The following is a 12,533-nucleotide window of genomic DNA, read 5'->3' on the forward strand; positions in this document are numbered from 1 at the left end:
ATTCAGTCGCTGAACTGATAAGAGGTGTCTTCCTGATCTTTTAGTTCGAAATATGAAAAAATCCCAATGAACATCAGGTAGATGATCAGCGTCAGAACATACGCGATAAATGTAAACAGTCTGAACCCTGTCCCAATCATGACTACTTCAACAAGCATCGTCAGGATTAGAGGAATCGTTATTTTAGCTACATCAGCTTTGAATCCATTTTTAATTTCTTCCCAGCTCCGGTCCTCGTCCTCACTCTGGTCACCGAAGTAGTAGTCCGATGCAGCCTCTCCAATTTCCCAGGCACCATAGGCCAACAGAATATAGGCAAACAAGCCGTCGTCATTAATGTGTAAGAAGAGAGATACGACACCTGCTACAAATAAAACTGTACCGGTTACTGCCGTCTTCATTGTCTCTCTATTCATAAAATCCTTCTCCCTTTATATTTTCGTTTCCATTTACTATACTAAAGTATAGAGTAACTCTATAGTCAAGGAGGAGAGATGAAATGGCTAAAAAAACAGCCTACCTCACCACCGGCCGATTTGCTGAGCTGGTTGGAGTATCCAAACACACCCTCTTTTTTTATGATGAAAAAGGATTATTTAAACCAGCCTATATTAAGGAAAATGGTTATCGTTATTATTCATTGAAACAGGTCGAGACATTTTCAGTCATCTCTGCTTTAAAGGAGATTGGGGTACCTTTGGAAAATATCAAAGAATTTTTAGATGCCCGTTCTCCAGAACGCTTTTCCCAGTTGCTTGAGAAGGAAACGGATGCCCTGAAAGCGAAAATAGACCGGTTAAGTCAACTTCAGAGAGCAATGGTGGAAAAGAAACGGGTGACAGACGATACACTTGCCGGGAACAGCACAAGTTATACAATTGAAAATCTGCCAACTAGACATATGCTGATAACAAAACTTGAAAATGTCCTGGATACCCGCGCCTACTATCAGGCATACACCAGACACTATGACTTGCTGGATAAAAAAACGTCTCAGATGACATTCCTGGAAGGACTGATTGTTCCGATTGACGAAATAAGGCAGTTTAAACAAGGATACAGTGGCTTTCTGTACACGGAAGTCAGTAATCAGTCAGACAGTACATTTACTTTGCCTGGAGGGAAATATCTGACGGGCTTTTTCCAGGGTAACGATGATGCTGTGCTGGAAGGCTACTCTCTTATGCTGACCTATGCAGAAAAACAGGACCTGAAACTCGGATGTTATTTTATAGAAGATCTGGCATTGGATGAGCTCTCTTTTAAATCTTATGATGACTATGTCTATAAACTCTCACTTCAGCTTCAATAGCAGTAACCTTTGACGCCAAAAAAGCACTCAGTCCTAAATAGGCTGAGTGCTTTTGACATGTACCCCTTATTCTGGAGATGACTGTGTGTTCATGAAACGTTCCAGGAACTCTTTCAGTCGTGGTGCTTTAGGGTTGTACAGGATTTCTGATGGCGGTCCATCCTCAATGATTTTACCTCCATCGAAGAAGGCAATACGGTCTGCCACTTCTTTGGCGAAGTCCATTTCATGTGTAATCAGAAGCATAGATGTGTCGCCCTGATCCGCGATGTCCTTGATAACGTCCAGCACCTCACCAACGAGTTCCGGGTCTAATGCGGATGTCGGTTCATCGAAAATCAGCACTTTAGGATTCATGACCAGCGCTCTGGCTATCGCCACACGCTGCTTCTGACCACCGGACAGCTGCGCTGGATAGCTGTCCGCTTTATCAAGCAGCCCAACTTTGTCCAGCATTTCTTCCGCAGCTTTCTTTGCTTCTTTTTTATCTCTACCCTGAACAGTCACAGGAGCTTCCATTACATTTTCCAGAACGGTCATGTGAGGGAAAAGATGGAAGTGCTGGAAGACCATTCCAATGTTTGAACGGACCTTTCTCAAATGCTCCGTGCTCGCTGGTTTCAGGTCACCATTATCATCCTGTTCGTGCCACAGGTAATCACCTTCGACTTCGATCGTCCCATCAGTGATTTCCTCCAGTGTCATCAGCAATCGCGCAAAGGTTGTTTTACCTGAACCAGACGGACCGATCAGCGCGACTTTTTCTCCTGGCTGGATTTCAAAATCGATGCCGTCCAGTACCTGAAGATCATCGAAATATTTAGTTACATTGTTATATCTTACAATTGGTTCACTCATTCTCTTTCTCCTTCCATTAATAACGTTCGGTTACTCGTATTTCCAGCTGTCTAAGAGCGACGGATGCTGGATAACTGAGCAGCAGGAAGAGTACCCCTACAATAGTCAGTGGTTCTGTGTATCTGAATGTACCTGCTCCTATATTCTGAGCGGTCTGAAGTATTTCTACCAAGGTAATGGCCGACAGAAGCGGGGTTTCCTTGAACATAGTAATAAAGTAGTTTCCGATAACCGGCAATACAGGCGGTATAGCCTGAGGCAGGATAATACGTGTCCATGTTTTTCTTGTATCAAAGTTAAGTGCAGTCGCCACTTCCCATTGACCTGGACCTACTGATTCTATCCCACTTCTGTAGACTTCTGAAAGGTAAGTACTGTAGTGCAGCCCCAGACCGATAACACCCGCCGTGAACGGCTCAAGTGAAAGTCCAAATTGAGGAAAGACATAAAAGATGAAATACAGCTGAACCAGCAGAGGTGTATTTCTGATGAATTTCACAATTCCATCAGCAACGTTAGAAATAATTTTATTATTCGACCTGATCATGAGTGTCCATATTAGTCCAACAACTAACGCTAATACAAAGCCGACTAGTGTAGCACTGATCGTCACCCATAAGGCAGAAGCGATATCCGGTAAGACCTCGAAGGCATAATTCCAATCCCACATAATCTCTTACATCCTCCCTTCTGTCATTTTGCGCTCCAGCATTTTCATTCCTTTTGTCATAGGCCAAGCTATAACAAAATAGATCACTAGCAGCGCAGTGAATATCTGTGTTGTCTGCAGCGTTGTGGCATTCAGTACATTTGCCTGATACGTCAGATCAGTCAATGTAATCAGCGCCACTAGGGAAGTACTTTTGAACAGCTCGATCAGCTGGTTCCCCAGATTCGGCAGCATCAGGATAAATGCCTGAGGGATAATGATTCGTCTCATGCGCTGTACGCGAGTGAAGTTGAGTGCGATACTTGCTTCCGTCTGACCTTTATCAACTGACTGGATCCCACTTCGTACAACTTCTGATGTGTAGGCTCCGTAGTTAAGTCCAATCGCCAGAACAGCAGCAGTCAGTGCAGACATCGTCAGCCCAAACATAGGTAAAACAAAATAGATCCAGAACAACTGGACCAGCAGCGACGTCCCCCTGAACACTTCGACATAGATTGCTACAATGAATCGTATAAATTTATTCTTTGAAAGTCTCATCAGCCCGCCTATAAACCCAAGCACTAACGCCAGGATAGCAGCCAGAACAGTCGTCAGCAATGTGATGACCAGCCCTTGCCCGAGCAGTGAAACAATCAGCTCCCAAAAACTCATGAATGTCCACTCCCTTTCGTCCTCATCTTGTTTCTTCTACTTTATAGTGCGTCTTCAACCGTTGCATCTCCGGGAAGATCTTCTTCGGTGAAACCGAACTCCTGAATGATTTCCAGCAGTTCACCAGATTCTTTCAAGTTTTCCAGCTCTTCATTGAAGGCATTAATAAAATCTTCATCTGTATCTCTGAATACAGTTGCACCATAGTTGATGACTTCTTCTCCATCAATGATCGGCTGGGTAAAGTCATCTACACGCTCAATGGAGTCATCGGCTGCTGTATCCAAGATCGATTGCAGAGACGGTCCAGTCGCCGTAATGACATCGGCACGACCAGCCTGAAGAGCAGCAAGTGCTGATGGCATATCCGGTACTGTTACGATACGTCCCTCAGGTACCCCGACATCCAGCAGAAAGTCGTACTCTACCGTCCCTGAAGGCACGGCAACAACAGCATCATCATTTTCAGCAATGTCTTCATATGAATGTAAATCTAACGGATTTCCAGCTTCCACTGCAATGGCCTGTCCGATCGTATATTCCGGATTGGCAAACTGAATGTGATCAGCTGAAGCACGTCCGGGGGTAATGAACATACCTGCTGTTACCATGTCAAAGCGCTCAGCCTGAAGTCCTGGTATCAATGAAGCAAATTCTGTCAGTACCCCGTTCATTTCTGTGACACCAAGGTTTTCCATAATCTGTCGGGCAATTTCTACTGAGGAACCCGTCAACTCTCCTTCAGCTGTCTGGTAAGCATAAGGCTGTTCATTTGCAAATCCTACCGTAACTTCTCCTTCGCGCTGCACACGCTCAAGAGTTGTTTCGTCTTCTCCTGCTCCGAACAGCTGACATCCGCTCAGTATTGTTACGGTAGAAAGAGCTACTAATGACAGCAAACCTTTTCTTTTAATTCCTTTCATTCCCTCTTTCCTCCTATTCTTTAATCACTCTTTTCAATTCTCGTTGTAAACAGTACTGATTTCTTATCAGTAGCCTTGTCTGTTTTTGCCTGATATATAAAGATGTAATAAGTAAAGTAATGATTAATATTCCAGACACAGATTTAGCCATTTTTACATGAGACACACATCTACAGTAACAAAGATAATTTATAAAGGTCAAATCAAACGCATAGTGACAAGTCAAAACTGAAAACAAGGGAAATACTTTCAAAAAACGGCTCGTTTTAAAACAATATTGTCAATTCTAATCAAATTCTTAGAAAACACTAGACTCAATATAAGTAACCGATAACATTACCTTAGATATAACACTGTAAAGGTGAATGGTTTTACACTACTTAAATGTTTTGGTACATTGAATAGTGGAGCGTAGGCAGAAGACAACAGTTGTTTTCTGACCAGCGACGTATTGTCGTCAAACTTTAAAACAAATTAAAATACAAGGAGGACAACTTGTTGACTACTAAGGTAGAAATACAAAATCTGACGAAAATTTTCGGAAAGAAAGAACGTCAGGCACTTGAATTAGTAAAGAAAGGTCATTCAAAAGAGGACATTCTTGAAAAGACAGGCGCAACCGTTGGTGTAAACAAAGCCAGCTTTAAAGTAGAACAAGGTGAAATATTTGTCATTATGGGATTATCCGGTAGTGGTAAATCGACACTGGTTCGTATGCTGAACAGACTGATCGAACCGACTGAAGGGAACATCCTGATCGATGGGGATGACATTGCCAAGATGGACAAAGAGCAATTGAGAAAAGTCCGTCGTGAAAAAGTATCCATGGTATTCCAGAATTTCGGATTATTCCCGCACCGCACGATACTGGAAAATACTGAGTATGGACTGGAAGTTCAAGGGGTGGACAAGGCAGAACGTCAGGAGAAAGCTGAACGTGCACTGGATAATGCCGGTCTTCTCCCATATAAAGACCAGCGCCCTAATCAGCTGTCCGGTGGAATGCAACAGCGTGTCGGACTGGCACGTGCCCTTGCAAATGATCCTGAAATCCTGCTGATGGACGAAGCGTTCTCAGCACTTGACCCGCTGATCCGACGTGACATGCAGGATGAACTGCTGGAAATGCAGGATACCATGCATAAGACGATTATCTTTATTACACATGACTTGAACGAATCTCTCCGCATCGGTGACCGTATCGCCATCATGAAAGACGGAGAAGTCGTACAGGTAGGGACAGGTGAAGAGATCCTGACAAATCCTGCCAATGAATACGTGGAACGTTTCGTTGAAGATGTCGACCGTTCTAAAGTACTGACAGCAGAAAACATCATGGAACGTCCACAAACTCTTCGTATTAAGCAAAGCGGCCCGCGTGTGGCTATGCAGCGTATGAAGGCCGATAATTTATCCAGCATGCTTGTTGTCGATAAAGACCACGTGCTGAAAGGCTACGTTACTGATGAAGATATCCTGGAAGCAGTGAAACAGGACAAGAAAGATCTTCAGGAAATCGTCCGCACAGATATTCCTAAAGTGCACAAAGAAACATTGATTCATGAATTGTACGATGTCATTCACAATAGTCAGACTCCAGTAGCCATTGTTGATGGAGAAGACAAGTTGCTTGGTATCGTTGTCCGAGGACTCGTCCTTGGCGCACTCGTAAAAGACCGAGAGGAGGAACCAGTAGATGAACAGTAGTATATTAGATCAGATCCCCCGCTTACCCGTATCGGAATGGATGTCCGATATCATAACCTGGCTGACACAGAACCTGTCGTGGTTCTTTGGAGCTATACGTGATGGTGGCGCATGGCTGATGGATGGCATAACAGATTTGCTTCTATTTATTCCGCCTGTCCTATTCATCCTTCTGCTTGTGGCTCTTGCATTCTTTGCCGGCCGTAAGAAATTCGGCCTGCCCGTCTTTACTCTTCTAGGGCTGCTTTACATCCATAACCAGGGATTGTGGGAACCATTGATGTACACGATCACACTAGTACTCGTTGCCAGTCTGTTATCCATACTGATTGGTGTGCCTGTTGGAATCTGGATGGCTAAAAGCCGCACAGCCAATTGGATCATTACACCAATTCTTGATTTTATGCAGACAATGCCGGCATTCGTATACCTCATTCCAGCCGTAGCCTTTTTCGGAATCGGTATGGTACCAGGTGTATTCTCAGCTGTCATTTTCGCCCTGCCACCAACTGTCCGCTTCACGAACCTGGGTATCCGTCAGGTTCCGGATGAAATGATTGAAGCGTCAGAATCTTTTGGTAGTACCGGCTCACAGCGTCTGTTCAAAGTTGAACTACCGCTGGCTAAACCGACTATTATGGCAGGTATAAACCAGACTGTGCTTCTTGCACTCTCAATGGTTGTTATTGCCTCAATGATCGGAGCACCTGGATTAGGTGAACGCGTCATCAACGCCCTACAGCGTGCTCAAGTTGGACCTGGTTTCGTAGCCGGATTCGCATTAGTGGTACTGGCAATCATTCTCGACCGCGTCCTGCAAGGGTTCAACAAATCAGATAATTAATTATAAGCAATATAATTGATATACTCACAAATATGAAGGAGAGATTTATTTTGGATATGACATGGAAAAAGTTTGGACTTACAGCAGCATCTGCATCAGTATTATTTTTAGCAGCATGTGAAACTGACGGAGACACTGCAGACAACGGTGAAGAAATCGAAACAGTTGTCGATGGCGATGAAATAACTTTATCTTATGTAAGCTGGGATTCAGAAATCGCTTCAACACACGTCGTTGGAGAAGTACTTGAAGATTTAGGATACGACGTTACTTTGACTGCTCTTGACAATGCAATCATGTGGGAAGCAGTCGCTTCTGGAGACGCAGACGGAATGGTTGCTGCATGGCTGCCTGGTACTCACGAAGCACAATTTGATGAGTATTCAGACAGAATGGAACACCTAGGAACAAACCTTGAAGGGGCCGTAATTGGATTAGTCGTTCCTGAATATATGGATGTTGATTCTATTGCTGATCTTTCAGATGAAGCGGGTCAGACAATTACAGGAATCGAAGCAGGTGCTGGTGTTGTCGCTGCAGCTGAACAAGCTTTAGAGGATTACGAAAATCTTGACGGATGGAACGTACAGACATCTTCTTCAGGTGCAATGGTCCAGGAACTGACTACTGCATACCAGAACGAGGATGAAATTATCGTAACTGGATGGTCTCCTCACTGGAAGTTCTCTTCTTATGACTTGAAATATCTTGAAGATCCAGAAGGTTCTTTCGGAGAAGCTGAAACAATCGATACTTTTGTACGTGAAGGGCTATCTGAAGACCTACCAGAAGCTTATCAGTTACTTGATAATTTCTACTGGGAAACAGACCACATGGAAGAAGTCATGCTTGAAATCCAGGAAGGTGCAGAACCTGAAGATGCTGCCCGCAACTGGGTCGACAACAATTCGGATCTTGTATCTGAATGGATTGAAGGAATCGGCGAATAATCTGATCCTTTAACCTTGTATCTGATGTAATGCGCAATTAAAGGCAGGTAATAAACGGGCTGACCGTTTATTACCTGCCTTTTTCCTTTCTTTAATTCGTTTCTAAATAATTCAGTGCATAACGGACGTGCAGTTCAGTCGCATAAGCCAGACCTCTTTCATCTATATCGAATTGCTCATGATGATGGCCGTACCAGGTATCCGGATCATCCAGATTCCTGGTCCCTACCCTGGCATAGACCCCTGGTGCTTCTGCAAGGAAATCAGCGAAGTCATCTGCACCCAGACTTTTCGGCTGACTGGTGATGACCTGATCTGCTCCAACGATATCTGCTGCCACCCTTGCCGCACGTGCTGCCGGTTCTTCAGCATTGATCAGCGGCGCTGCGGCATCATAGTTTTCAAACGTTATCGAGGCCCTGTGGGATTCAGCCACATGCTTTGCAACGCGCTCAACTGCTTCCAGTACAAACTGTCTCGTCTCATGACTGAATGTACGCACAGTTCCTTCCAGTTCAGCGTGATTGGCTACAATATTATAACGTGTCCCTGCATTCAATACCCCGACCGCGACGACCGCATTATCCAGAGGGCTGATCTCCCTTCCTACGATACTCTGGAGCTCAACGGTTATGGCAGCCGCAGCCAGCAAGGCATCCACCCCTTTGTCCGGCTGAGCAGCATGTGCACTTTTTCCCTGAACATTGATTTTGAAAATATCGCATGACGCATTCGTCGCTCCAGGAACGGATACGATCCTTCCGACCGGCACACTGGAATCCAAATGGAGACCGAATACCTGATCAGTGTTTTCAACGAATCCCCCTTTAACAAACTGACGGGCACCTGCCCCTATTTCTTCAGCCTGCTGAAAAGCCAATTTGACTGTGCCTGAAAAGTGAGCTGCCTGTTTTTTAAGGATTTTCGCTGCACCAAGAAGGGCTGCCGTATGTCCGTCATGACCACATGCATGATGCAGTCCAGAATTTTTCGATTTATATGGCTTGTCTTTGGCATCTTCCAGCTCCAGCGCATCAATGTCTGCACGGAGAAGAATCGTTTTCCCTGGCCCTTTCTGCCCTACAATCGTTCCGATCGCACCCGTTTCTCCTACTGATTCGTATGGGATGCCAAGTTTATCCAGCTCTTCTTTGATTCGTCTGATTGTTTCGTACTCTTTTAAGCTCGCCTCAGGATACTGGTGGAAGTAGCGTCTCAGTGCGATGACCTCATCTGCTCCGGCCTGCACGTCTTCTCTGATTGATGTTTCCGTTAATACACTGCTCATTTTATCCTTCCTTTCAATTAGTAAGGCAACGATCTTCAATACGCTCGTTATCTATTGTGATTAATCCCATGCCGGTACGGATGACCCTTTGGACGTTTCTTCAATGACTTCTTTTGTATCTTCTGCCTGATACGCTTCAACTACTTTCTGATAGGCTTCATTATCGGCATCTTCTTCTCTTGCAACAATGATATTGACGTAAGGATCGGACTGCTCATTAACCGGCTCCAAGAAGATGGCATCCTCTGTCGGTACAAATCCTGCATCCACAGCCATTCCTGAATTGATAATCGATGCGGTCACGTCCTGCAGCGCTCTGGCTGTCTGAGCTGCATCAAGTTCCTGTATATCCAGATTCAGCGGATTGTCTGTGATGTCACTGACAGTAGGTGTCGTTCCGGCTTCCGGATCAACAGTGATGAACCCAGCTGTCTGAAGCAGCAGGAGTGCTCGTCCACCATTAGTCACGTCATTTGGAATTGCAACTGTATCGTTTTCGCTAAGGTCATCTACATCAGTCAGCTTGTCGGAATAAATACCTAAAGGTGCGATCACTGTGTCTCCAATCGGTACCAGCGTTGTGCCACTGTCTTCGTTGAACGATTCAAGAAACAACTTATGCTGGAAAGCATTCAGATCGATTTCTCCTTGTGCAAGGGCTGTATTCGGCTGGGCATAATCTGTGAATCTTACCAGTTCGACAGTCAGTCCTTCTTCCCTTTCCAGTTTTTCAATCACGAAATCCCAGACATCATTATTCTCTCCGACGACACCGATCGATACTGTTTCAGATTCTGTTTCTCCTGTAACAGCTCCACATGCTGATAAAACAGCAACGATAAGTCCTAAACCTAAAGTGATGATTGATTTTTTAAATGTTTGCATTGTTGTTATCCCCTTTTTCTATTGTTTTTTAATGGCTTGTTTTCTTGACGAGATAATTCCCTATGACCTGACTGATCATGACAATAACCAGAATCGCTAATGTGGCTACGATCGTGACATCCGTCTGGAATCGATTGTACCCTCTGGCTATAGCCAGGTTGCCTAAGCCCCCGGCTCCGATTGCCCCAGCCATAGCGGTCAGTCCAATCAGATTAATAATCGTTACTGAAGAAACGCGGATGATCGATGGCAGGCCTTCTTTCAGATAAACACGGATGATGATCTCAAATGGCGAAGACCCCATGGCTTCCGCTGCTTCAACAACTCCCGGATCAACTTCCAGCAAAGCGTTCTGCACCTGTCTGGAATAGAACGGAACAGTCCCCACAACTAAAGGAACAATGGCTGCAGTGGTACCAATCGATGTGCCTACCAGCAGTCGGGTAAATGGAGCGATTAATGCCAGCATGATGATGAACGGCACAGACCTGAAAGCATTGACTCCTCTTTCAAGAAAGTCATAGAGTTTTATGTTTTCCAGAATTCCCCCTGTTTCAGTCACCACTAAGATAATTCCCAGCACTACTCCGAGTAGTCCTGCAATAAGGGCTGTCACTCCAACCATGTAGAGCGTCTCCCAGATACTGTCGATGATTTCTGACTGGATACTGAGGGAGTGGGCAAAAAAAGTTTCAAACCAGTTGATCATTTGTCTTCCTCCTTAACTTATTTTCGTTCTTCTGAGTGGAATGACTGTATGCGATGTATCAATCAGATCCACTTTGACCTGCTTGGACTCCAGATAGGCAATCGCTTTGTCACGCTGATGCTTATCTCCATTCAGTACAACAATCAGATTACCGATCGGTGTCTCCTGAAGGATCTCGACATTTCCGAACAGGATATTTGTTGTCACACCAAACTGAGCATATAGACTGGCAATCAGCGGTGTGCTGGTGCTCTCTCCAACATAAGTAATTCGAGCCAGACTGTCATTGGCATGCAGGTCAAGCAGAGACGGATGCTTCCTGATTTTCTCCAGCGCCTGGTCGGCATGAGTCGCGGTATTGATGAATTCATTTGTCAGCTTGGCTTTAGGAGCAGTGAAGACCGATACCAGATCACCACTTTCAATGACCCGTCCGTCATCCATAACAGCTACCTTGTTACATATTTCTTTGACTACCTGCATTTCGTGTGTGATGATCACAATCGTCAGGTCCAGCTTCTTATTCAATCGTTTAAGCAGCTCCAGGATCGAGCCAGTTGTTTTAGGATCCAGTGCGCTGGTGGCTTCATCACACAGGAGAACTTCAGGATCATTAGCCAGAGCACGCGCAATGGCTACGCGCTGTTTCTGTCCCCCAGACAGCTGAGAAGGATACGCCTGCTTTTTATCTGCCAGACCGACCAGTTCAAGCAGTTCATCGACTCTCTGTCCTATTTCCTCCTTGGTCAATTCTGATCCTTTCAGTGGGTAAGCCACATTTCCTGCAACCGTTCTGGCCCGCATCAAGTTAAAATGCTGAAAGATCATACCAATCTTTTTCCGCGCTGTCCTCAATTCTTTAGGACTAAGCACCGACAATTCCTGATTTTTGACGATTACTTGACCGGCAGTTGGCCGCTGCAGTAAATTGATGGTCCGTACCAGAGTACTTTTTCCAGCCCCACTGTATCCGACGATGCCATAAATATCCCCCTTTTCGACAGTCAGCGATACCTCCTGAACCGCCTTTACGGTCTGTTCTTTATCCTCAAAAGTCACATCTATATTTTTCAGCTCAATCATCTGTCTCCCCCTCTTTATTTCAAAAAAAACGTCCGTCCCCAAGACCAGGTTAAACTGATCTTAAGGACGGACGAAAAGCCCGTGTTACCACCTTGATTCAAACCAGCCTTACGACTGATTCCTTTAAAAGCACCCCATGAAGGCGATGCTTCGGCGCTGTAGTGGGCGCACCCATGGCAGCCTTATGTCTGATGTTCTGCTCATCCGACACTCGGTACCCTGCTTCGAGTCCATTTTCCACTTGCTCAAGCAAACCTGCTCTCACCTGCCCAGGCTCTCTGTTGTTGCTGTCTTGTAAGTGTACTTTACTCTTCATTGCAGTATATAGCTATTTAATTGTATAAAAAAACGTCCTTAAAAAAATCTTTATCCAAAGACTCTTTTAAGGACGACTCATAATTAATGATTATCGTGTTACCACCTTATTTTGCATGACCGTCTCCAGTCATGCCTCTGCCAGTGCACAGGGCATTTTCATTGATTCACTACTCCTGTAGACTGCGTCACTGTAACGGGTGAACCCGTAGCACGCTTACCCGACCGGGATCACCTGCTCCAATTCCAAGACCATTTTCCATTTATTCTTTCTTACCTGCTCCCACCACTACAGGCTCTCTGAGAAGACGTCCTAAATGTACTTTTCTTTTCAC

12 protein-coding genes, 1 pseudogene and 1 other annotated feature (1 of these 14 only partly in view) are annotated in these 12,533 nt (G+C 45.0%); of the genes and pseudogenes, 3 read left to right on the plus strand and 10 right to left on the minus strand.

What is annotated here, in order from left to right:
* Positions 1 to 2 precede the first annotated feature (2 nt).
* Entirely contained in the window at positions 3 to 416 is a 414-nt protein-coding gene (locus BMX79_RS06820) for a hypothetical protein (RefSeq protein ID WP_091480663.1), read from the minus strand.
* Positions 417 to 499: 83 nt separating this feature from the next.
* Between BMX79_RS06820 and BMX79_RS06825 the strand changes: the two genes are divergently transcribed.
* A complete protein-coding gene (locus BMX79_RS06825; protein WP_091480665.1) occupies positions 500 to 1,312 on the plus strand; it encodes a MerR family transcriptional regulator in 813 nt (270 codons plus the stop codon).
* Positions 1,313 to 1,378: 66 nt separating this feature from the next.
* Here BMX79_RS06825 and ehuA read toward each other — a convergent pair whose 3' ends face one another.
* The 4 genes from ehuA to ehuB are packed head-to-tail and all read right to left on the minus strand — an operon-like array spanning position 1,379 to position 4,417.
* On the minus strand, positions 1,379 to 2,170 hold the full coding sequence (gene ehuA / locus BMX79_RS06830; RefSeq protein ID WP_091480668.1) for an ectoine/hydroxyectoine ABC transporter ATP-binding protein EhuA: 792 nt from the start codon (positions 2,168 to 2,170) through the stop codon (positions 1,379 to 1,381).
* Between the two features lie 16 nt (positions 2,171 to 2,186).
* On the minus strand, positions 2,187 to 2,840 hold the full coding sequence (gene ehuD / locus BMX79_RS06835; protein WP_091480670.1) for an ectoine/hydroxyectoine ABC transporter permease subunit EhuD: 654 nt from the start codon (positions 2,838 to 2,840) through the stop codon (positions 2,187 to 2,189).
* A 6-nt stretch (positions 2,841 to 2,846) separates the two neighbouring features.
* A complete protein-coding gene (ehuC, locus tag BMX79_RS06840) occupies positions 2,847 to 3,494 on the minus strand; it encodes an ectoine/hydroxyectoine ABC transporter permease subunit EhuC (RefSeq protein ID WP_091480673.1) in 648 nt (215 codons plus the stop codon).
* 41 nt (positions 3,495 to 3,535) lie between these two features.
* Entirely contained in the window at positions 3,536 to 4,417 is an 882-nt protein-coding gene (gene ehuB / locus BMX79_RS06845) for an ectoine/hydroxyectoine ABC transporter substrate-binding protein EhuB (RefSeq protein ID WP_091480676.1), read from the minus strand.
* A gap of 498 nt (positions 4,418 to 4,915) precedes the next feature.
* Between ehuB and BMX79_RS06850 the strand changes: the two genes are divergently transcribed.
* Positions 4,916 to 6,124, plus strand: a complete 1,209-nt coding sequence (locus tag BMX79_RS06850; protein ID WP_091480678.1) for a quaternary amine ABC transporter ATP-binding protein — start codon at positions 4,916 to 4,918, stop codon at positions 6,122 to 6,124.
* Positions 6,114 to 7,918, plus strand: a pseudogene (locus BMX79_RS12705) (ABC transporter permease/substrate binding protein). Before BMX79_RS06850 ends, BMX79_RS12705 begins: the two are co-directional and overlap by 11 nt.
* A 91-nt stretch (positions 7,919 to 8,009) precedes the next feature.
* On the opposite strand, the gene BMX79_RS06865 reads toward BMX79_RS12705, so the two are convergent.
* The 5 genes from BMX79_RS06865 to BMX79_RS06885 form a co-directional block, all read right to left on the minus strand.
* Positions 8,010 to 9,206 carry an amidohydrolase gene (locus BMX79_RS06865; protein WP_091480683.1) on the minus strand — a complete coding sequence of 399 codons (1,197 nt, stop codon included), beginning with the start codon at positions 9,204 to 9,206 and terminating at the stop codon, positions 8,010 to 8,012.
* A gap of 60 nt (positions 9,207 to 9,266) precedes the next feature.
* Positions 9,267 to 10,091 (minus strand): MetQ/NlpA family ABC transporter substrate-binding protein, encoded by an 825-nt coding sequence (locus BMX79_RS06870; RefSeq protein WP_091480687.1) that lies wholly within the window; start codon positions 10,089 to 10,091, stop codon positions 9,267 to 9,269.
* 28 nt (positions 10,092 to 10,119) lie between these two features.
* Positions 10,120 to 10,800, minus strand: coding sequence for a methionine ABC transporter permease (locus tag BMX79_RS06875; protein ID WP_091480690.1), 681 nt, complete (start codon positions 10,798 to 10,800; stop codon positions 10,120 to 10,122).
* Positions 10,801 to 10,812: 12 nt separating this feature from the next.
* Positions 10,813 to 11,883 (minus strand): methionine ABC transporter ATP-binding protein, encoded by a 1,071-nt coding sequence (locus tag BMX79_RS06880; RefSeq protein WP_091480692.1) that lies wholly within the window; start codon positions 11,881 to 11,883, stop codon positions 10,813 to 10,815.
* Between the two features lie 97 nt (positions 11,884 to 11,980).
* Positions 11,981 to 12,136, minus strand: coding sequence for a hypothetical protein (locus tag BMX79_RS06885; protein ID WP_177165389.1), 156 nt, complete (start codon positions 12,134 to 12,136; stop codon positions 11,981 to 11,983).
* A 128-nt stretch (positions 12,137 to 12,264) separates the two neighbouring features.
* Positions 12,265 to 12,533, minus strand: a binding site (T-box leader); it runs 8 nt beyond the window's last position.

It is taken from the genome of Alkalibacterium pelagium (assembly GCF_900109325.1).
Classification (GTDB): Bacteria; Bacillota; Bacilli; order Lactobacillales; family Carnobacteriaceae_A; genus Alkalibacterium; species Alkalibacterium pelagium.